This is a genomic window from Aporhodopirellula rubra (assembly GCF_014192335.1).
Lineage (GTDB): Bacteria > Planctomycetota > Planctomycetia > Pirellulales > Pirellulaceae > Rhodopirellula > Rhodopirellula rubra.
In genome coordinates this window covers 317,666-337,786 of sequence record NZ_JACHXU010000002.1, presented here as the reverse complement: position 1 = coordinate 337,786, position 20,121 = coordinate 317,666, and the positions used below count along the sequence as shown (strand labels likewise).

The window sequence follows — 20,121 nt, the reverse complement described above, 5'->3', positions numbered from 1 at the left end:
AACTCCGCCCTCCTGATCCGCGAAGGCAAATCCCCATGCGACTTACGAAATTCATCCCTTTCCTGCTCGGCGGGATGCTCATTCTCGGCATTTACGGGTGTAACTCGCCCGAATCCGACCCTGTGACGCCCCCCGCGACTCCCGCCAGCGATACCGCTGACGCCCATGCTGACCATGACCATGGCGACCATGCCGACCACGACCACGCCGATCACGATCACGGCGACCATGCCGATGCCGATTCTCCGATGGCCAAGATGATGCCGGGCCTAAAAGAGCTGTCGCCAAAGGACTACAAGTCCGCGATGGCCCAGCACATGTGCCCAGTCAGCGGCGAAATGCTGGGAACAATGGGAGCACCTGAAAAAGTCGACGTGAACGGAACTTCGGTCTGGATTTGCTGCGACGGCTGCAAAGACAAACTGCTCGCCGACCCAGACAAGTACCTAGCAAAACTCAATAAATAATCCTGCGCTCACCGCCCAACGCCATCACTATTTTCCAAGGCCGATCTCGATGAAACATCGTATCCTCACCACAATCGTCGCAGCCATGCTGCTAACGTCGCCCCAACTCACAACCGCACAGGACGCCCACGCCGGGCATGACCATGCGGCACACGACCACGCTGGCCACAGCCACGCCGCTGAGGCAACTGGCCCACATGGTGGAACAGTGCAAACCGTTGGTGACCGCCGAATCGAAACGGTGATCGCCGAGAAAGGCATCATGTTCATGATCCTTGGCAAGAACGATCAACCCATCGCACCGCCGGATGCCACAGGAACACTAAAACTGCGAGTCGGCGAAAGCGAAAAGGAATACACCTACGAACTGAAGACGCTTAAGAACCTTGCCATCGGTGTCGGCGTGGACCTATCTAAAGTTGTCGACCGACAACTTCACATGAACGTCCAGATCACAAACATCGGCAGCGAGCCGCTAGTCTTCCACGCGATGGGAAAACTCGCCAGCGGCAAGCTTTCTGATGAGTTGCTCATCAGCCTTCAAGCTACCTGCCCCGTCAGCGGCCAACCTCTCGGCTCGATGGGTAAACCACCCAAGATCATGATCGGTGATAAGTCGCTCTTCGTATGCTGTGCCGGCTGCACCAAGAAAGTCGAAGCCTCACCCGACCAGTACCTCACAAAGTATTACACCGCCAAGGGCGAACAAGTCCGCGAAGGCGTGTTCAAATCGACGCTTGCCGACGCCGCCGCGATCGCCGCCCAGAAGACCTGCCCCGTGATGGACGAACCACTCGGCGGCATGGGCGTCCCTGGCAAGGTGAACGTCAACGGCAAAGCCGTCTTTATCTGCTGCCCCGGCTGCGCCAAAAAGCTAGTCGCTGAACCAGACAAATACCTCGCCGACCTAAAAGCCAAGGGAATCAATCCCCCTGCGTTTTGAACGCGGCGTCAAGCGTCGTTCTCCAGCGTACCAACTGAGCGAATCAGCTCGCTCCACATTTTTTGTTGGCGTTCCCAGCATAGCTGACTCGTGATCGGGCGGAGATTCCTTTCGTGAATCTTGGAACGCCCCGTCATCTCGCGGGGCAGGTACAGCAACGCCTCTTGGATCTCGGGTGCGAGCAGTGATAGGTTAAGGATTTGAGTGAGACGGGGTTGCGAGACTTTGCCTAACTCGGCAAGTTCGATCGTATCCTGTGCCTCGCCGCACCGCAGCATCTCGTCCATCCGAATCGCGAGTGCCATCAAGCGTGAAATCCTCGGCACCTTTCCCCGCCGTTTCACCGGCGGCTCGTCACTCGGTTCCGTTGTCTTTTTCTGTGTTGGCTTCTTTAGGTTCACATTGATTTTGCATTTGACCGTGATCATGAGTTCGCCTCCTGTTGTTGTTCGGTCGCTTCGGCAGAAAAGGTTTTGATGCCCGCCGGGTGCATCGAGATTGAAAGCGAGCTTTCATCAGCGTCAAATTCGATCCGGCTAATCAACAACGTTAGCACCGCGGACTTCTCTCGTATGTTCAGCTCATTCCAGACGTTGCCAAAATCCGAAAAGGCCGCGTTCACATCACGATCATCGATCTGTTCCGCAGTCAATCGCTTGATCTCTCCGTTAACGATTTCAAGCGACTCAATGATGCCGGCTACCTCTTGGTGCAACGCGGCCAATCGTTCTGAATCGCCCGACCCAGCATCGGTCGAGATCGTCAGATGTTTCATCTGATCGTGCTGGTGATTCAACCGCTGAGTGAGTTGCGTTCGTTGCGTATTCAACTCCGCCAACTCCGCTTCGCAACGTTTACTCGATTGCTCCAATACGTCGCGGCGTAATCCTTGATCGTCGGCGATGCAGCGAATCTGGTCGACCACCGCCGCCTCAATATCCGCCGCTGGCAACGATGGTGATGGACAATACTTCCGCCCGCGTTTGATCGCCGTCACGCACGTATAGTAGCGATACACTTTCGCCCCTCGCCGAGCCACGTTGTGGACCATCGAGTAGTTGCACGCCGGGCAGTAGATCAGTCCTTTCAGCAACGCCTGATACTTGTTGACCAGGTGGTTGCCGCCGCCGCGAGCGTGACTCCGCATCATCGCCGCAACATCATCGAACAACTTCTGATCAATGATCGGCGAGTGCTCACCCTTGAACGTCTGCGTTTTATGCTTGATCCGGCCAATGTAGGTCTGGTTAGTCAACATCATATGCAACGAAGACTTATCAAACGGTTTTCCGCCTTTCGTCTTTCCCGATTTCGTCGTCCAAGACTTCAAGCACCAGCCACGACGGTCAAGTTCCTCGACCACCGGCGTCATCGACTCCATCTCTAGATACAAACCAAAGATACGCCGCACCTTCGCCGCCTCGTCCGCGTTGATCACCAACTTCGGGCTTGGCCCGGATCGGTCGACGTCGTAGCCCAGCACGGGCACACCGCCCGCCCATTTGCCACGCCGTCGCTGAGCCGCAATCTTGTCGCGAATTCGCTCGCCGATGATCTCACGCTCGAATTGGGCGAACGAAAGCAGAATATTCAACGTCAGCCGACCCATCGAGTGCGTTGTGTTGAACTGCTGCGTCACGGACACAAACGAGACGCCATGGTTGTCGAACGTTTCCATGATCTTCGAGAAGTCCAGCAAACTGCGGCTCAGTCGGTCGACCTTGTACACGACCACGCAATCAATCTTGCCCGCCGCGATGTCTTCCAACAATCGTTTCATCGCCGGCCGGTCAACGTTGCCGCCCGAGTATCCACCATCGTCGTAGTGTGTCGGAACAACTTTCCAGCCTTCTTGCGATTGACTGGCGATGAAGTTCTCCGCGGCTTCACGCTGTGCGTCCAGCGAATTGAACTCTTGATCAAGTCCTTCCTCAGTCGACTTGCGAGTGTAGATCGCACACCGAATGATCCGCCGTTCAGATTCCGTTTCCTTTTTCATTTCTGTCTCCTTCCGAGTCGGAAGAAGAGAAATCCGTTGTAGCTGACTCCGGTGATCTCGCCAGCGACTTTGGACAGCGAACGAAATCGCTTGCCCTCGTACTCAAATCCGTCCGTCAATACGAGCACTCGGACCATCTTGCCCTTGTATCGCCGTTCTAAGAAACTGCCCGGCGGCGGCAGACGAGGATCCCAGTCGACATATCCGTCTTCTTCAGGCTTGACCCGACGAACGTTGTCTAGGACGTCTTCGCGAGGAGCCGTCATGCGAAGATCCGAAGTCGCCGCCAACTCGCGAGCCTTCTGTTTCGCTTCGTTGCTCAGCCCGCCTTCGTCCAACGCTTGCAACCGCCAAGCGATGCGTCGAACCAAGTACTTCTTGTGGCGACTGCGACAAACTTCATCGAAAACGTCTTCGTAGAGCGCTCGCAATTCATTGACTGTCTTGTCTTCAAGCGAAGCGACTGCCATTCGAGTTTCATCCGTCATCGGCTCACCTCCGTGTTGGATTGCTCAGTTTCGGAGACGACCGACGCATCAGGGGTGTCGAGCGAATCGGATTCGTGTTCGACATCGACTCGATTCGACATGCGAGTGTAGATCGCACATTGGGTCGCAGGTTGCTCTGCCTTGGTCCTACGGCGAGCCAGCGCTCGCGAAAGAATGGCAGCGATATCGCTGCGTCTTGCATCACTCATGAATGGGTGCCTCTGTGAAAGAAGGATTGGATTCGGCCTCGGTCATCTGCCGTTCAGAAACCGCGTCCGTCACAGAGAGCCCTGGAAACCGACCCGGCTCAAGCGGCTTTCCCACAGAGTCTTCAAGAGTTCCCGAAACAGTTTCCAAGCAAAAGCGTTTCCAACGCCCCATGCCGCGCCCGAGCAATTCAGCCACCGCCCGCCTTCGCTCAACTGGCGACAACTCACCCACATCCAAATCCGGCTTACCCACACGCAACCCTCTGATCGAACAACAAGCAACCGGGAGCAACCAAACACTCCCTCCCTGGTTACCTATGCCGTCCTTCCGCCCGCGTGCGCGCCAAAGTAGAATTCAAGCCAACAAGTAATCATCCACCCCACTCAGGAACGGCAACGTACAAACCGATCCCCGTGATCGGGCAATTCCTACAAGAAAATCACCGCATAATCTGCCGAGTGTGTTGACCAACGGTTAGAATCCCGCGCAAGTTTGAAAACCGCTGGTCGCCCACAACTTCAATTCGGCATGTCGGTTTAATCCGACCGCCGGGTTATCGAATCAGCCGACGTTAGTCTTCAGGACTGGCGTCGGCTTTTTTCGTGCTTTACCGCTGTCTGGGCAAGGACTTACGTCATCGCTGGCCCGCGAGAGATCTCTCCGGGGGGCTCTGGGAAAGTACTATCGGGCCGCCGGCGAAACGGTCTCTAACGCGATCTCGGCCAAAGGTCTCTCTTGTCTCTGTACTATTTGACCTCCAGGTTATGAAGTCCCGGAGTGCTATCCGGAGAAAGTGGTCAACGTTCCTAGAGTCGTCCTAGACGGAGACGTCCGATACAAAACCAGATTCCTAGATTCCAAAAATCTCAACTCACCTTCGAGACATCCGATATGCAAGTCAAAGACGCCATCTTCAACCGCCGAGCGATCAAGCACTTCGACGCCGACCACAAAATGTCAGCCGCCGAGGAAAAAGAACTGCTCGAAACCACGATTCAGGCTCCGACCAGCTTCAACATCCAGCACTGGCGGTTCGTCATTCTGCGCGATCCCGAGCTGCGAGCGAAGATCCGCAAAGACTTCGGCAACGACCAAGCCCAGATGACCGATGCCTCGCTGCTAGTCTTGTTCACCGCCGACATGAAGGCATGGCAGAAAGAGCCGTCTCGCTACTTTGCGAACGCGCCAAAGGAAGTGGCCGAAATGTTGGTCAACTGGATGGGACCATTCCACGAGGGCCGCGAGTGGCTCCAACGCGACGAAGCCCAGCGTTCGATCGGCATCGCGATGCAAACCATGATGTTGGCCGCCCAAGGCATGGGCTACCAATCCTGCCCGATGATCGGCTTCGACATCGAAGAAGTCGCCAAACTGATCAACCTCCCCGACGACTACGTCATGGGACCCATGGTCGCCATCGGCAAAGGCACCAAAGAAGCTTGGCCGAAGCCTGGCCAACTAGCACTGGATGAAGTCGTCGTTGAAAACGGGTTCTGATACTTTCTGCTAACTTAACTGGTCCCCTGCACCGATTCTCAAAATACAGCGAGAGACAAACTTGGATTGGAAACAATTTGAACAGCGGCTGTTAGATGCATGGGAATTGACGTTTCGTAAATGGTTGACGGACCATCCAAACCAACACGTGTATGCGTTAGCCTTTCACGAAGGATACCGTGAACTTGATCAGGTAATTCGCCTGCCGTGGTTGGCCGTCAACAGCCTTGAGGCTCTCCAGGAATTGCAGGGAACCGAAGATGTTGAGCTGCAGTGGAATCCGGCTGATTGGCGTTGGCCAAATATCGATAGTGTTGATGCGGCGTCTGTCGGTGATTTAGAAACGGAGCTCAACGACGAGGCGAATCGTGGAAGTCAAAAGCAGTGGCTCGCGACCGAGAAACGTTTTCTCGCAGTCATGGTTCGGGTTTCGAAGGCGTTGCGGAAAGAATTCGCATCAGATTCCCAAACCACCAAAGAATTCGTCGTCTATCTGAGCGAGGAAATGAGTGACCTCGACACGTTGAAGCGATGCATTCCGAAGCGATTGTTCGACAAGTACTTTTCTAGTCTGGATCCCAAAACTGCGACTGTAACATCAAGTTCAGCCACAGAACTGATGCAGCAATATCTCAAAGCCATATGGAACTATGAGGACGAGATTCTTCAGCTGGGTGATTCAGCGATTGATCCGCTCATTGCTTTTCTGGAGGAAGAGCATGGTCACTTTGCCGCAGACCTTCTAGCACAACTTGGTCACGGTAACACAAAGGTAATGACCGCGTTGAGGTCTTCAATTCTCGAGAAATCGAAAGCTTCGGGAGCCATCGCCAATGCCCTTTTCGATTTAGGTGACACGGACTTTCTGATTCCTTTGATCGCCGATCCCGACACGTTTCCCCACGTCGTTCGCGCCATTGTGCGAGGCTTGAAACGCTTTGAGCAGCATAGGCTGGACTACCGCTTGGTAGAGAGGCTTCTTGGCGAAGGCAGCGAAGAAGTCAAAGCATTGATCGTCGATGAAATCAAACCAGGCAGTTCCTTTGATGACATTCAAGTTGCAGACATAGACGAGGCGTTTCGCGGCTTGACTTCGGAACATCTGGCGATCCGCCAGCACGCTGTGATGTTGCTGGGTTGCCGTGGACTAGGAAGCAAAGCGAGCAAGCGAGTGCTCCCCGAGTTGGCAAAGCAACTGCAAGATGGGAACGCAACGATTCGACGGTTGGCTCTGTTGTCGTTAAACGATTGGAAATCTGCTGCGAAGCCATACCGAGATCAGATGTGGGCTTTGAAAGAGGACCCTGATCGTGAAGTGAGAATTACAGCGACGTATGTTTTTGAATAGATGAATCGCGGGCCGGAAACTTTCCCCTGATCGGGGCAGGAACGGGTGGCGGTTCGGCTGACGCAGTTCTTGATATGATGAAGGATGAGCTGACAAACGTCACATTTCGCGGACGTATCACCACTGTTCAATTTGAAAAGCTATGAAACAAGCATTGGTAGGGGCCAGCGTTCAAGACTGAATCGTTAGACAGAAGCACCTGCGAAAGCCGGCCGTAAACGTCAGAGAATCGCCCGCGAAATAGGGCTGCGTATGCAATCCGTGAGATGTCCACAGACGGGGCGTTTGCTTCTCGATGGGCTACACATCCAAACGGTACAGGATGGAGAATAGGTTCGATGGATGCCGCTTTGATCGCCTTGACGGACCGAGGAGTTCGCTTCACGTTCCTCGGCGAACCTTTTTGCAGCCGACAGAAGATCCAGAACGAGGACATCGTCGATGTCGACTTCAACAAAATTGAGATAACCGACGCCGACGTCGAGCCGCTGCTGGCGCTTCCTAATCTCGAGGGGATCAGCTTCTGGGAGACCGGCGTTTCCGATCGAGCGATCGAGCTGATTGCACAGCTCCCTCAACTCACGCGACTCAACCTGTGCGGAACGCTGGTGACAGACGCATCGGTTTCCACCCTCGTCGCAATGGCTCTGAACTACATCGACGTCGCGGATACGCAGCTTACACCGCGGGGAGTACAATCGCTGCGAGCGGGACTGCCCAATGCAGAGATTCTCTCTTAGCAGCCCAATGTCTGTCGCTGTTGATCCCCGCCGATAAAATTCGAGCCAATCCAATCATCCGCGACATTCACGCAGGCCGGCTTTCGCAAGGCCGTTGAGTCTCTCGTCGCGAGAATCTGGTTAACCCTATCGAGTTCTCTCCTACATAACCCTGAGGGCGGAACCGTTTTGTTCGGTTCGCTAGGGATTGGTTTTGGGAGAAAGGGTTATATGGCGTTGGACTATATCCAGCCTGCCGTTCAGGTGCGGAAAGTGGCGAAATTGCTGGAGTTGGTGACGATTCGGGTCAAACGCGGCGAAATTCCAGAGACTTTGGAAAGTTCTCGCGAGATTGAGGAAACGGGACTTGAGATCTCTCCGCCGTCAGTGATCACTGTGTCTCGCGGCGACTGTTTTGCAACGGGCAAGACGGTCCGCGATGAACTCTCAAACAGTAACGGTGATCCAATTGAGCGAACAACAACGCGAGGAGATCGCGACCATATTGGCGCGGGCGATTCGACGAACGCTAGACAAGAAGGCGGCGAAAAGCAAGCAAGACACATCCCAGCGGCCGAGCACACCGGAGGTTGCTGATGAGTCCTAGTGCAGCATTTGAAATCGCCGAGTTGGCCGACCTGACGATTGACCAACTGGTGGCGAAGTTCGAGGTCGTTCACAAAGAAAAATGTCGTTCCCGAAATCGCAACTTTATCGTCCGCCGTATCGCTTGGCGAATTCAAGCCAACGAAGAAGGCGGACTGAGCGAACGAGCATTGCTCCGTGCCGGACCGATCGCCGACGAGTCGGTGATTCGAGTGACTCCGCCGAAACCGAAAGTCGGTGGCGACGTGGTGCGAACCAAAATGCCGCCGAACTGGGACCCTCGCATTCCGCCACCAGGCAGCTTTGTCGAGCGGCGATACAAGGGCAAGATTCGGCGTGTGCTGATTCTGACCGAGGGCTTTGAGTATGAAGACCAACGGTTCGACTCTCTGTCGGCCATCGCCAAATCCATCACAGGAAACCACATGAGCGGCTTCCGGTTTTTCAAATTGGGAGAACACGCATGAGCAATAGACAAGAAACGTCTTCGACAAAAACGATTCGCTGCGCCATCTACACTCGCAAGTCTACGGAAGAAGGATTGCAGCAAGAGTTCAATTCGCTGGACGCACAGCGCGAAGCGGGCGAAGCGTTTATCGCCAGTCAGAAAGCCGAGGGCTGGCGTTGCTCGCCGGAGATGTATGACGACGGAGGATTCTCGGGCGGCAACCTCGAGCGGCCGGCAATGAAGCGGCTGATGGAGGACATCGAGGCCGGAAAAGTCGATTGCGTCGTGGTCTACAAGGTCGATCGTCTGAGCCGGTCGCTGATGGACTTTTCGCGGGTGATGGAAACGTTTGACAAATTCGGGGTTTCGTTTGTTTCGGTGACGCAGCAGTTCAACACGACGCATTCGATGGGCCGGCTGACTCTGAATATTCTGCTGTCGTTCGCCCAGTTCGAGCGTGAAATCATTGGCGAGCGGATTCGCGACAAGATCGCCGCGATGCGAGCCAAGGGCAAATGGTCCGGCGGGATGCCGGTACTCGGCTTCGATGTTGACCGCAGTGGGACAAGCCCGAAGCTGGTTGTGAACGCTACTGAAGCAAAACAGGTTCGCAAAATCTTTGAGCTGTACTTGGAGTATCGTTCGCTGCTGCCGGTGGTAAAACGGCTCCAAGAACTCGGTTGGCCGAACAAGGTCTGGCGGACTCGTGCTGGGCGGACACGCGGCGGGAGGGTGTTCGACAAGCCGGCGGTCCACTCACTGCTCACGAGTCCGCTGTACGTGGGCAAGATTGCCTACAAAGAGCACATTTACGAAGGTGAGCATGATGCAATCGTTGACCAGGAAACGTTTGACGAGGTTGGCAAAATGCTGCAGTCGCACCAGAAAGGGAGAGCACAGCGATTGGTCAACAAGTATTCGGCACTGTTGAAAGGCATCCTTGTTTGTCCGTTTTGCGAGTGCCGCATGGTTCACAGAACGACCAAGAGAAAGTCGAGCGTGTATCGGTATTACGCTTGCCAAACGACGGTGAAGAGTGGGGCCGATGCTTGCGAGATGGGTTCCGTATCAGCAGCAATGATCGAAGCTGCCGTCGTTGATGAGCTCCGAGTGGTTGTTGATGACCAAGGTTTGCGTGACGCCGTGTACCAAGGATCGAAGGCATTGCTTGACGTCGAACAGTCCGAGATCGAAACGCACTTGGCTCAGTTGAAAGCTCAGATCAACCGCGACACGGAGGAGGTTCGACGGATATTGAAGCACGAAGTTTTCGAGAATCTGAATGATGTGCGAGTCGAGGATCTGAAGGCACGGATCACGAAGACGGAAGCCGATCTTGCTGTTGCGACAGAAAAACTGAAGCAGGTGGCCGCTCGCAAACTCTCGCGGCTCGACATCGACATCGCAATGTCGGACTTCAAAGTGGTTTGGGCTTCTTTGACGGCGAAGGAACGCGTTCATCTCGTCGAGCTTCTAGTTGCGCGAGTCGTCTACGAACCTGACGCCGGTTCCATGGCGATCTCGTATCACCCGACGGCGATCACCGCGCTGGTTGAAGAGTGCGAGGAATCGGTCGCATGATTACGGTTCGCAAAACGATCGCGGTGACGACATCGCGCCGCCACAAAGTCGTTGACGAGAAGGAAGCGGTGCCTGGGACGCTGCCGCGAATCACGCGGCTGATGGCGTTGGCGATTCGGTTTGACGAGTTGCTTCGATCGGGCCGCGCGACCGGGTTGCAACACATTGCTGAGATCGGGCATGTCTCGCAGCCTCGTGTTTCGCAAATCCTAAGCCTGACATTGTTGGCTCCCGATATTCAGGAAGAGCTGCTGTTCTTGCCTCGGATGAAGAAGGGCAAACCGCAAATTTCGGAAAAACATTTGCGACCGCTCACGATGGAAATCGACTGGGAAAAGCAACGTGTTTTGTGGGCGAAACTGCGGGCTGCCGGATCACCCAAACGGGTCCGGTCATAACGACTGCGAAGAATATTTTGGCGACGAGGGACCAGACGTGTCACGAGACATGTGTCTGATAAACAGGTGCACGGATTTTGCTAGCAAACGCTAGTCACCCAACCGTCCCCAAGGATGTTCATAACCAGCGTCGTTTTTTGAGTCTGCCATGCCCGCTTACAAGCCACCAAGTTTCCTCAACCATGCCCTGGGTTCCGTTGACCTTTCCCTGCTTCGTGATTTCCTGCTGCCGTTTGCTGAGTACTTCGCAAAGCGGAAATTTCCGATCTCCGCCTCGACCGAACTGGACGAAGAGCAATTCAAGACACTCGCACGTCTGCTGAGGACTCCCACTCGATCCGCGCCCAGCGAACTGATCGAAGCTCAATTTCACATCGACGAAGTCGCCAACGATCGAGGAATGGAGTCCTTGATCCTGGCCTATTCCAAAGCCGGCATCCCGCTGCCAACCGACGACGAACTAACGCCGGCGGACCTAGCGATGCGAACGTGGATGAACCATCCCAACTTGCTGCGACGATCGAACTACGAGCGGATCGCGACCAGTCAACGTTCGTTTCGTCATTATATGAATCGGCACGAGAAGCCGATGCCATTTCAGTTGCCGACGACGGTCGTCATCAATGCGATGGAGAAACGCTTGTCGACATTCAACCGCGATCGACACCGCGGTGGCGGGACAGCGTTGTGGATGCATGACGTTGGCGACGTGCTGGCATTCGTTGTCCGTCGTGGCGAGAACCTGAAACGAGGCGAATACATCGAAGGCGAAAAGAGTCGCTATCAAGTCCAACGGCCGGCCGGTTACGACACCGTCCTCGTTCAAAAATTGCTCGGCGAGTTGCATGTTCACGCTTCTTTAATCAGCGAGCACCGTGAGTATTGCCGTTTGATTGGCGAGTACCTGTTCGGTGACGAGGACTTCTTCCCCACGTCGGAGTTGTTCGACCTGTCTCCAATTCATGAACTTGGCGAAGACATTGAATCGCCCGCTTTCATAGACGGAATCGAATCCGTTCAGCTCGATGAAGTCACCGAGATGTTCATGGGCAGTCAGAACCTGACCAAGACCTTCCGTGGGCGACGCATCTTCGTCCAGCTGCGTGAACACCAGCAGCAACTCACTCTCGGTACCCGAATCACGAAAGCGAAATTTCGATTTGCGTTGCGGGACTACCCCGAGGTCATGGCAACGATTCACTCGGGCAACATCATCTCGTACTCACGACAGGTCGGCGTCGAACTCATCGAGGCCTGGATGAACCACCACGGAATCAAGACCACCGGACTGCCTCGTGACCCTTCAACACCTACGCCTTTGGCAAACGCTCTCTCGGATCCCAAGCCTGCGAGCACCACGGCGAGCGTGGCAGGCCGAGCTGGGTGAACATTGGGAACTGTGCCACCAGTTCCTCTCCGCGACGCCCGACCTGGCTGCATGGACGCTGGCCAGTGACGGTGTCACCGCGTGCGACGTCGTCGAGCATGATGACGGAACCTTCGTTGGCATCAATCGTCTGCAAGGCGAAACGTTCGATGTCGAACGGAATGAGTTGACGATATGCACGTTAAGCATCGCAAAACTCGCCATAACGTTGATGCCGTTGATTGGTGGGCGTGCCGAGAGTTTATCAACTATTCCGAATGGATCCGTCCAGAAACTGGGCCGACTATCACCTCGGTTTGCATCGACGACGATGCACTTTCACGCTCGTACCGATCAAACGTCACTCATCGAAACGGCAATGAGTGTCGGTGCGAAGACGGTACTGCTTGTCCCGTCGCTCGCTGGGACTGGCATCGACCTTGGCTCGATCGAGCGAACATTTGAGGTTACGGTCATCGCTGCAGATGAAGTGTTCTTCATCCAGGAGGGGACTGTCGTCGCGAGCACTGCGGCGTTGGCCGAGCTTCGCTACCGACTCGGGCTGGGTGATGATTCACCACCAAACTCGTTCCGCATGACGGGCGACCATTGGGAGATCTGTTTCCAGAAGACCCGGTTCGTGCTCTCCGACGCGATCGGCATGTGGTATCTCGCTGAATTTTTATCGCGTCCAGGGAAGACATTGAGTCCCGTCGAACTTGAGAACGCCCGCACAGGGATAGCTGCTCGGTCTTCTACCAGCGGAACTGGCGAAGCTTTTGACGAAGAAGCTCGCCGCGACTACAAGCGTCGGCTGGCGGACCTGGGTGCTCGCATCGCGGAATCTGAACGCAACAACGATGCAGGGACGCTTGAAACGCTGCAGACCGAACAGTACGAAATCCTCTCGCAACTTCAGAAAGACTCAGGCAAGAACGGCAAGGCCCGAGTGCTCACCGACGAATCCAAGTCACGCAAAAATGTCCGGCAGGCCGTTACTCGCGACATCAAGCGTATTGCTGAGCATCACGATGACTTGGCTGAACACCTAAAGCTCGCGTTCAAAGGCAACGCGATGTGTTATCGGCCGGATGCTGATCCCAATTGGGAATTCTGAAAAACTTCTCAGCGACTCACGCCATGTGCCAAAGACTCACGCCATGAGTCGCCGTGACTCCAGCTGAGAGATTCGCCTTCGAGCTGATCCCACTGGCCCGTGTTTCTCTGCGAACAATCGTTGGTTCGCAGCACGGTTTTCGCCAGCCGGAGTCGTCGAACGAACCTCCAGCCGGAGGATATTCGTTTGAAAACTCTGGAAGTCTCAACAGACAACGGAATCGACTGGAAGTACATCCAGGCCAATATCCGCTGTAAAGCCTGGCGTGGCTACAAGGCTGGTGCGTACGGCCGGCAGGAACTCCGCGACATCGAACAATCGTTGTGGACGATGGTCGAGCGGTATCTCGCCGATTTCACGCCCGAGCGAGCGACGTTCAAGACGTACATCGACATGATCGTTTCGCGGGCACTCGCCAAGATCCTTGAGGCTCGCAATACCGCGATTCGCACTCCGCCAGGCGGCCCCGTCGTCTCACTCACAACGATGGTCGACGATCCCGATGGTGGTCCGCCGATGGAATTGGCCTCGGCACTCTCACATGAAGATCGTGATCGCGCCATCGGAAGAGAGACTCGCAGCGAAGAAGCGGTCTTCGAGGAAGTCGAAGCGTTTCGTCGAGTGTTCGATCAGTTGCCCGAAACGCAGCAGGAACTCTGCAAACAGGTCATGGAACACGGACGCATTGCGACACAAAAGCAGTCTGGCATGACGCGTCGCGCCTTCCACACGATGTTGCAGGACATCCAGCAGCGGTTCGTCGATGCCGGCATCACACCGCCTCGCGACAAACGCTGGAAATAACGGCGTTTCAAAAGTCGCTCTTCATTTTCTGGTCATACCCTCGTCCCGTTCGCCTAAGTAACCCAGGAGGGGACTTGTCTTGCATACACCAATCAACGCCATCACTGGAGAACCCATGAAACAACTCGATATCGAACGCCGCGTTGCGCTCTCGCTCGCTGTTGGACGTTATTTGCGATCCACCGAACGCTTACACGAAGCCTCGCAGGAATTCACGGGAGCCTGCAAATCGCTCCGCCAACAACTCTGCAATGCGGAGCGTTTCGTCGTGCAAAGCGACTTCAAACACTACCTGGTGTCCAGCGATCGCCACGGCAATTTCGACGTCGAACAAATCCAAACCCTCTAACCAACCGTTTCACCCATCCATCAAGGAATTATCAATCCAGTGACCAACTTACTCGAAACCATCCAAACAGGCCGGCAATCGAAGCCGCCACGTGTCTTGCTATACGGTGTCGAAGGCATCGGCAAGTCGACATTCGGCAGCGAAGCCCCCAAGCCGATCTTCATTCAAACCGAAGACGGTCTCGACGAAATCGACTGCGATCGCTTCCCGCTGGCGACGAAGTTCGATGACGTCATCGCAGCCCTGAAGACGCTCGTCAACGAGAAGCACGATTACGAATCTATCGTGATCGACTCGCTCGATTGGCTGGAGCGTCTCGTCTGGGACAAACTCTGTCAGCAGTATGCCGTCGAGTCGATCGAAAAGGTCGACGGCGGGTACGCTCGCGGCTACATGCACGCCCTCTCCCTGTGGCGTGAAGTACTCGATCTGCTCAATGTGCTGCGTTCTCGCGGCATGGTGATCGTTCTGATCGCCCATTCCAAGGTTGAACGGTTCGAGGATCCCGAATCCTCACCCTACGACCGCTATTCGCCACGACTGCACAAGCACGCGGCGGCCCTCGTCAAGGAATGGTGCGACGCCGTGCTGTTCGCGACTCGCAAGATGCGAACGCAAAGCGAAGACGGTGGCTTCAACCGCAAACGCACCATCGCTCATGCGATTGGCAAAGACGGCGGCGAACGCGTCGTGCGTGCTTACGGTTCGCCCAGTTGCGTTGCCAAGAATCGCTACGGAATCGCTGAAGAATTGCCGCTCTCGTGGTCCGCGTTCGTGAATGCACTGTCCAACAACTCACCCGCTCCTCAAACCCAAGGTAACTAACCATGGCGAACCTCAACGGCTTTGATGCCAACACTGTCGAACCAGCCGACGAACTCGAACCGATCCCCTCTGGCAAGTACATCGCTGTCATCACCGACAGCGAAATGAAACCCACGAAATCTGGCACGGGCAACTACCTGCAGTTGACGTTTCAGATCGTGGAGGGTGAGTACGCAAACCGTCTTCTCTGGGTGCGTCTCAACCTCGACAACCCCAACGCGACCGCGGTGGAAATTGCCCGGCGGGAGTTGTCTGCGATCTGCCGGTCGGTTGGCGTCTTGGTGCCAACCGACTCGGCGGACTTACACAACTTGCCATGCGTGATTCACGTGCGAGTCAAACGCCGCAACGACACGGGCGAGTTGCAAAACGAGGTGAAGGGCTACTCGAAGAAGGACGCCGTCGCTCAGCCGATTGCCGCGTCGCAAGTCAGCGGCACGGACGCCCCTTGGAAACGTTGATCTCGGTCACCGTTTCCAAGCCCGACAGCCGGCCGGCCTCCCAATTCCGGTCGGCTGTTTTTTTGTCTGCCGATCTATTCCAAGTGATACATCATGCTGCGACTGCAACTTCCGTTTCCTCCCTCAGTCAATCGCTACTGGCGACACGTCGGCACCCGCGTGCTCGTCAGTAAAGAAGGTCGCGAGTACCGTTCGACGGTTCGCAGTCTGATGAAGCATCAAAAGGTGAGGAAGCACGATGGCGACTTGATCGTTGATATTCGCCTGATACCAGCGGATCGGCGTCGCCGCGACGTGGACAATTCACTCAAGGCGTTGCTCGATGCGTTGCAAGCTGGCGGAGCGTATGACGACGACAGTCAGATCGTTCGATTGACGGTCGAAAAGTTCGATCCGGAAACGGAATGCCCACGAACCGAGGTCATCGTCCGTCGCGTGCCGGCAAAGCTGGGCGAGCCTGGATACCGATTCTGTCTTCGCTGCGATGACGAGTTCTATTCGCTCGGCCCAGGCAATCGACTCTGCGAGGAATGCACGCGTTGGCGAAGTCGCCTTACCGGGTTCGTCCCGATCGCTCGTGGTCGTAAATATCGCAATGGAGCGCGGATAACATGAAGCTGCGTTCCTACCAACAAGCCGCAGTCGATGCGGTCTACGATCACCTTCGCAACCGCGACGACAATCCCGTTGCCGTTTTGCCAACGGGTGCAGGCAAGAGTCTCGTGCTAGCACAGATTGCATCCGACGCTGTCACGCAATGGAACGGTCGCGTATTGATCTTGGCTCACGTCAAAGAGCTGCTCGAACAGAACGCCGACAAGGTTCGCCGACTGTGTTCGGAAATCAAGGTCGGGCTGTATTCTGCGGGATTGAAAAAACGCGATACGAACACGTCTGTACTAGTTGCCGGCATTCAGAGCATCTACAAACGAGCGTGTGACCTCGATCCGTTTGATCTGATCGTCGTGGACGAAGCCCATCTGATTTCAAAGAAGGGCGACGGCATGTATCGGCAGTTCCTGGCCGACTGCAAGGTCATCAATCCGCACGTTCGCGTCATCGGATTAACTGCCACTCCGTTCCGCCTCGATTCAGGCATGATCTGCTCCAAGGATCATTTTCTCAACCAAGTCTGCTACGAGATCGGCATCAAGGAATTGATTCGCGATGGCTACCTCAGCCCTCTCGTATCCAAAGCCGGCGTCCACCGAGCCGATTTTGGCGGTCTGCACATCCGCGCCGGCGAGTTCGTCAGCGAAGAAGTGGAATCACTGGTTAACGACGATGCCCTCGTGTCGGCCGCGTGTGCCGAGATCGTGGAACTTTCGGCCGATCGGCGGGCCGTGTTGATCTTCGCGTCGTCCGTCGCACACGGGCAGCGTGTCGTCGAGGTGTTGCAGCAGAACCACGGTATCGAGTGCGGTTTCGTCACTGGCGAGACACCGGCCACCGAGCGAGACGAATTATTGGCTCGCTTTCGCGGCGATGCTCCGACCACGCTAATTGAAAACGAACCGCTTCGTTTCCTCTGCAACGTGAACGTGCTCACCACCGGATTTGACGCACCCCGAGTCGATTGCGTGGTGATGCTGCGTCCCACGATGTCACCTGGGTTGCTCTACCAATGCGTCGGCCGCGGTTTTCGTTTGCATCCGGACAAACAAGACTGTCTCGTTCTCGATTTCGGCGGCAACATCGAACGCCACGGTCCGATTGACCAAATCAAACCGAAGGACAAAGCCAAACGACCCGATCAAGAAGCACCTGCAAAGGAGTGCGAGAAGTGTCACGCCTTGGTCGCGTGCGGCTATGCAAGCTGTCCCGAATGCGGTCATCCGTTTCCACCACGGCAGCGAGAAGCCCACGATTCTGAGGCTAGCGAGGCCGGAGTGTTGTCCGGTGAAGTCACCGACGTCGAATACGAAGTCCAAGACATCATCTATCGCATCCACCGAAAACGTGACGCCGACGAAGACGCACCTCGCTGTTTGCGAGTCGACTACATGATCGGCCTGGACAAGTGGCAGAGCGAATTCGTCTGCATCGAGCATTCTGGCTACGCCCGACGCAAAGCCGAAGCGTGGTGGCGTGACCGCTGTCTCGATCCGTGTCCAACGAACGCGGAAGAAGCGATCGACATTGCCGATTCAGGTTTGCTCGCACCAGCCGAAACACTCACGGTCCGATCAATCGCGGGCCAAAAATACGATCGCATCATTAAACAGAAGCTCGGTGAGATTCCAAACGCCGCATTGGAAGAGGCACCCTTTTGATGGCCGATGTGCGGGAGCAGGTTGCGATCTATCGTCAGCGTGGCTGGTACTGCGTGCCGCTGCGCCCGCGATCAAAGTCACCGGCACGTCGCGATTGGACGAATCTTCGATTGAACCCGGAGGTCTTTCCCGATCAAGGCAATATCGGAATCATCCTTGGCGAGCCTGCGGGATGGCTCGTCGATGTTGACCTCGATTGCGACGAGGCGATCGAGCTTGCCGATCAATACCTGCCACCAACGCCAGCGATCACGGGCCGGCCGTCAGCCCCACGATCCCATCGTTGGTACATCGCGGTTGGCGCTACGACTGAAAAGCATACTGATCCGAGCGATGGCTCGATGATCGTCGAATTGCGTTCAACCGGAACGCAAACCGTCGTCGGGCCAAGTATCCATCCCGACGGTGAAGTTTACGAAACGCTCGATGGCGAGCCGGCCCCCGCTCCCTCTCTCATGTTGGCAGCGTGCGTCAAAGCACTCGCTGAGGCTGTCGTCCATCGGCGTGGAACAGCGAAGCCATCGCACCAAATCGCCACGTTGCCGCCACAGTCGCCTCGTGTGGGCAACGACGTGGAATCCCGGGCGGTTGCCTACTTGAACGCGATGCCGCCAGCGATCGCCGGTAGTGGCGGTCACTCGCAAACCTATGCCGCCGCGACGGCGCTCGTCCACGGTTTCGGCCTCGATCCGGCAGTGTCGCTCGCGATTCTGACCAATCACTACAACCCACGCTGCAGCCCGCCTTGGTCCGACAAGGAACTGCAACACAAGGTCAACCAAGCAGCAACGAAACCGCACGATCGCCCATTCGGCTGGCTTCGTGACGATGGTCCGATCGAGCCGATCGACAACGATGTGGACCTAAGCCGGTTCATGGTCGGAAATGCTCAACCCGCGGTTTCTGCTCAGCCTCCGCCGGCCGAAACAACGCCCGATCCCGGACAACTACCAGAGCGACTATTCAACGTGCCTGGCTTCGTCCGCCGAGTCATGGACTTCACGCTCGCGAATGCTCCCTACCCGAATATCGGCCTCGCGTTTTGCGGTGCGATGGCACTTCAATCGTTTCTCGCTGGTCGAAAGGTCTGCACGTCGGGTGACCTGCGAACGAATCTGTATCTTCTCGCTCTCGCCAGCAGCGGGACCGGCAAGGAGTTTCCTCGCAAAGTCAACTCACAGATTCTGTTTCAAATCGGTATGTCCGCATCCTTGGGCGACAAATTTGCATCCGGCGAAGGCATTCAAGACGCCCTCGTCCGCACTGGCCGAATGCTGTTTCAAAATGACGAGATGGACGGGGTGCTACGCCAAATCAATCTCGACCGCGAAAACAGCCGCGAGTCGATCCCCAATATTCTGCTCACGCTGTACACGTCAGCCGGTGACGTCTATCCGATTCGAGTCAAAGCGAATCAGAAAGACGCGATCCACGTCGACCAACCACACTTGACGCTATTCGGAACCGCGACGCCTCAGTATTTCTACGAATCGCTGTCGAAGCGAATGCTCACGAATGGCTTTTTCGCACGCCTCAACATCATCGACGTCGGCAAACGTGGCTCAGGCCAATCGCCGGGGTCTGCACGTGACCTGCCCGAGGAGATTCTGGACATTGCAAAGTGGTGGGCCGACTTCGAGCCTGGCACGGGCAATTTCCTGAACTTCCACCCCAAGCCGCTCGTGGTGCAAGCCACGCCAGACGCTGCCGAAGCGATCGACAAACTGCGGTTGATGACTGAGAACGAATACAACGCAGCGGAAGAGGCGCTCGATGAGGTCGCACGTACGGCATGGAGTCGTACGTGCGAACACGCCAAGAAGCTGGCATTGATCTATGCGTGCAGCGAGAACCACATCGAACCGCTGATTGGATTTCCCGCAGTCGAGTGGGCGACCGAGTTCGCGATGCATCAAACCCGCAGGCAACTGTATCTCGCATCCGTTCACGTCGCCGAGAACCCGTTTCATGCCGAGTGCTTGAAGCTGCTCAAACGGCTGGGCGAGCAACCCGAACAGCGAATGCAACGACAACACATTCTCAAATACATGAAGTGCAAAGCCGCCGACCTGGACCAGATCATTTTGACGCTCGTGCAACAAGGCGAGATCGAACCCGTCACCATGCCAACAGCGACCAAGACCGCGAGCGGCTTCCAGCGAGTCGTTGCCGAATGAAACCTTCACCGCCGCTTCCCAATCCTTCTCCAAATAGAGAAGGAT

The 20,121-nt window shown here is 55.8% G+C and carries 22 protein-coding genes; 18 read left to right on the top strand and 4 right to left on the bottom strand.

Annotated elements, in window-relative coordinates:
- The first annotated feature begins 35 nt into the window (after window positions 1-35).
- Window positions 36-467, top strand: coding sequence for a hypothetical protein (locus tag FHS27_RS03795; RefSeq protein ID WP_184301873.1), 432 nt, complete (start codon window positions 36-38; stop codon window positions 465-467).
- A 49-nt stretch (window positions 468-516) separates the two neighbouring features.
- Window positions 517-1,410, top strand: coding sequence for a hypothetical protein (locus FHS27_RS03790; RefSeq protein WP_184301871.1), 894 nt, complete (start codon window positions 517-519; stop codon window positions 1,408-1,410).
- A gap of 8 nt (window positions 1,411-1,418) precedes the next feature.
- Here the strand turns inward: FHS27_RS03790 and FHS27_RS03785 are convergent, their stop codons facing one another.
- The 4 genes from FHS27_RS03785 to FHS27_RS03770 are packed head-to-tail and all read right to left on the bottom strand — an operon-like array spanning window position 1,419 to window position 4,106.
- Complete coding sequence (locus FHS27_RS03785) at window positions 1,419-1,838, bottom strand: hypothetical protein (RefSeq protein WP_221224853.1); 420 nt, start codon at window positions 1,836-1,838, stop codon at window positions 1,419-1,421.
- Window positions 1,835-3,409, bottom strand: a complete 1,575-nt coding sequence (locus FHS27_RS03780; RefSeq protein ID WP_184301868.1) for a recombinase family protein — start codon at window positions 3,407-3,409, stop codon at window positions 1,835-1,837. Before FHS27_RS03780 ends, FHS27_RS03785 begins: the two co-directional genes overlap by 4 nt.
- Complete coding sequence (locus FHS27_RS03775; RefSeq protein ID WP_184301864.1) at window positions 3,406-3,897, bottom strand: DUF2924 domain-containing protein; 492 nt, start codon at window positions 3,895-3,897, stop codon at window positions 3,406-3,408. Before FHS27_RS03775 ends, FHS27_RS03780 begins: the two co-directional genes overlap by 4 nt.
- Entirely contained in the window at window positions 3,894-4,106 is a 213-nt protein-coding gene (locus tag FHS27_RS03770; protein ID WP_184301862.1) for a hypothetical protein, read from the bottom strand. The genes FHS27_RS03775 and FHS27_RS03770 overlap by 4 nt, the downstream gene beginning before the upstream one ends.
- Window positions 4,107-4,998: 892 nt before the next feature.
- On the opposite strand from FHS27_RS03770, the gene FHS27_RS03765 reads away from it, so the two are divergent.
- The 16 genes from FHS27_RS03765 to FHS27_RS03690 all read left to right on the top strand — a co-directional run bounded on the left by FHS27_RS03765 (window position 4,999) and on the right by FHS27_RS03690 (window position 20,076).
- Window positions 4,999-5,604 (top strand): nitroreductase family protein, encoded by a 606-nt coding sequence (locus FHS27_RS03765; RefSeq protein WP_184301859.1) that lies wholly within the window; start codon window positions 4,999-5,001, stop codon window positions 5,602-5,604.
- A gap of 61 nt (window positions 5,605-5,665) precedes the next feature.
- A complete protein-coding gene (locus FHS27_RS03760; protein ID WP_184301858.1) occupies window positions 5,666-6,952 on the top strand; it encodes a DUF4303 domain-containing protein in 1,287 nt (428 codons plus the stop codon).
- Between the two features lie 338 nt (window positions 6,953-7,290).
- Window positions 7,291-7,692 (top strand): hypothetical protein, encoded by a 402-nt coding sequence (locus tag FHS27_RS03755; RefSeq protein WP_184301856.1) that lies wholly within the window; start codon window positions 7,291-7,293, stop codon window positions 7,690-7,692.
- A 210-nt stretch (window positions 7,693-7,902) separates the two neighbouring features.
- Window positions 7,903-8,268, top strand: coding sequence for a hypothetical protein (locus tag FHS27_RS03750; protein ID WP_184301854.1), 366 nt, complete (start codon window positions 7,903-7,905; stop codon window positions 8,266-8,268).
- A complete protein-coding gene (locus tag FHS27_RS03745) occupies window positions 8,268-8,744 on the top strand; it encodes a DUF2924 domain-containing protein (protein ID WP_184301852.1) in 477 nt (158 codons plus the stop codon). The genes FHS27_RS03750 and FHS27_RS03745 overlap by 1 nt, the downstream gene beginning before the upstream one ends.
- A complete protein-coding gene (locus FHS27_RS03740; RefSeq protein ID WP_184301850.1) occupies window positions 8,741-10,306 on the top strand; it encodes a recombinase family protein in 1,566 nt (521 codons plus the stop codon). Before FHS27_RS03745 ends, FHS27_RS03740 begins: the two co-directional genes overlap by 4 nt.
- Entirely contained in the window at window positions 10,303-10,704 is a 402-nt protein-coding gene (locus FHS27_RS03735; RefSeq protein WP_184301848.1) for a hypothetical protein, read from the top strand. Before FHS27_RS03740 ends, FHS27_RS03735 begins: the two co-directional genes overlap by 4 nt.
- A 148-nt stretch (window positions 10,705-10,852) precedes the next feature.
- Entirely contained in the window at window positions 10,853-12,091 is a 1,239-nt protein-coding gene (locus FHS27_RS03730; RefSeq protein ID WP_184301846.1) for a hypothetical protein, read from the top strand.
- Window positions 12,000-13,187, top strand: coding sequence for a hypothetical protein (locus tag FHS27_RS03725; protein WP_184301843.1), 1,188 nt, complete (start codon window positions 12,000-12,002; stop codon window positions 13,185-13,187). The genes FHS27_RS03730 and FHS27_RS03725 overlap by 92 nt, the downstream gene beginning before the upstream one ends.
- 186 nt (window positions 13,188-13,373) lie before the next feature.
- Complete coding sequence (locus tag FHS27_RS03720; protein ID WP_184301841.1) at window positions 13,374-13,991, top strand: hypothetical protein; 618 nt, start codon at window positions 13,374-13,376, stop codon at window positions 13,989-13,991.
- A 79-nt stretch (window positions 13,992-14,070) separates the two neighbouring features.
- Window positions 14,071-14,340 (top strand): hypothetical protein, encoded by a 270-nt coding sequence (locus FHS27_RS03715; RefSeq protein ID WP_221224852.1) that lies wholly within the window; start codon window positions 14,071-14,073, stop codon window positions 14,338-14,340.
- Between the two features lie 39 nt (window positions 14,341-14,379).
- Complete coding sequence (locus FHS27_RS03710; protein WP_184301836.1) at window positions 14,380-15,165, top strand: ATP-binding protein; 786 nt, start codon at window positions 14,380-14,382, stop codon at window positions 15,163-15,165.
- A 2-nt stretch (window positions 15,166-15,167) separates the two neighbouring features.
- Window positions 15,168-15,626, top strand: a complete 459-nt coding sequence (locus FHS27_RS03705; protein ID WP_184301833.1) for a DUF669 domain-containing protein — start codon at window positions 15,168-15,170, stop codon at window positions 15,624-15,626.
- Window positions 15,627-15,719: 93 nt separating this feature from the next.
- Window positions 15,720-16,241 carry a RusA family crossover junction endodeoxyribonuclease gene (locus FHS27_RS03700; protein ID WP_184301831.1) on the top strand — a complete coding sequence of 174 codons (522 nt, stop codon included), beginning with the start codon at window positions 15,720-15,722 and terminating at the stop codon, window positions 16,239-16,241.
- On the top strand, window positions 16,238-17,899 hold the full coding sequence (locus tag FHS27_RS03695; RefSeq protein ID WP_184301829.1) for a DEAD/DEAH box helicase: 1,662 nt from the start codon (window positions 16,238-16,240) through the stop codon (window positions 17,897-17,899). The genes FHS27_RS03700 and FHS27_RS03695 overlap by 4 nt, the downstream gene beginning before the upstream one ends.
- Window positions 17,899-20,076, top strand: a complete 2,178-nt coding sequence (locus FHS27_RS03690; protein WP_184301827.1) for a bifunctional DNA primase/polymerase — start codon at window positions 17,899-17,901, stop codon at window positions 20,074-20,076. The genes FHS27_RS03695 and FHS27_RS03690 overlap by 1 nt, the downstream gene beginning before the upstream one ends.
- Window positions 20,077-20,121: the final 45 nt, after the last annotated feature.

Coding starts and splice junctions, on each gene's coding strand:
- FHS27_RS03795 (WP_184301873.1), top strand. CDS start 36: ATGCGACTTACGAAATTCATCCCTTTCCTGCTCGGCGGGATGCTCATT.
- FHS27_RS03790 (WP_184301871.1), top strand. CDS start 517: ATGAAACATCGTATCCTCACCACAATCGTCGCAGCCATGCTGCTAACG.
- FHS27_RS03785 (WP_221224853.1), bottom strand. CDS start 1,838: ATGATCACGGTCAAATGCAAAATCAATGTGAACCTAAAGAAGCCAACA.
- FHS27_RS03780 (WP_184301868.1), bottom strand. CDS start 3,409: ATGAAAAAGGAAACGGAATCTGAACGGCGGATCATTCGGTGTGCGATC.
- FHS27_RS03775 (WP_184301864.1), bottom strand. CDS start 3,897: ATGACGGATGAAACTCGAATGGCAGTCGCTTCGCTTGAAGACAAGACA.
- FHS27_RS03770 (WP_184301862.1), bottom strand. CDS start 4,106: ATGAGTGATGCAAGACGCAGCGATATCGCTGCCATTCTTTCGCGAGCG.
- FHS27_RS03765 (WP_184301859.1), top strand. CDS start 4,999: ATGCAAGTCAAAGACGCCATCTTCAACCGCCGAGCGATCAAGCACTTC.
- FHS27_RS03755 (WP_184301856.1), top strand. CDS start 7,291: ATGGATGCCGCTTTGATCGCCTTGACGGACCGAGGAGTTCGCTTCACG.
- FHS27_RS03750 (WP_184301854.1), top strand. CDS start 7,903: ATGGCGTTGGACTATATCCAGCCTGCCGTTCAGGTGCGGAAAGTGGCG.
- FHS27_RS03745 (WP_184301852.1), top strand. CDS start 8,268: ATGAGTCCTAGTGCAGCATTTGAAATCGCCGAGTTGGCCGACCTGACG.
- FHS27_RS03740 (WP_184301850.1), top strand. CDS start 8,741: ATGAGCAATAGACAAGAAACGTCTTCGACAAAAACGATTCGCTGCGCC.
- FHS27_RS03735 (WP_184301848.1), top strand. CDS start 10,303: ATGATTACGGTTCGCAAAACGATCGCGGTGACGACATCGCGCCGCCAC.
- FHS27_RS03730 (WP_184301846.1), top strand. CDS start 10,853: ATGCCCGCTTACAAGCCACCAAGTTTCCTCAACCATGCCCTGGGTTCC.
- FHS27_RS03705 (WP_184301833.1), top strand. CDS start 15,168: ATGGCGAACCTCAACGGCTTTGATGCCAACACTGTCGAACCAGCCGAC.
- FHS27_RS03700 (WP_184301831.1), top strand. CDS start 15,720: ATGCTGCGACTGCAACTTCCGTTTCCTCCCTCAGTCAATCGCTACTGG.
- FHS27_RS03695 (WP_184301829.1), top strand. CDS start 16,238: ATGAAGCTGCGTTCCTACCAACAAGCCGCAGTCGATGCGGTCTACGAT.
- FHS27_RS03690 (WP_184301827.1), top strand. CDS start 17,899: ATGGCCGATGTGCGGGAGCAGGTTGCGATCTATCGTCAGCGTGGCTGG.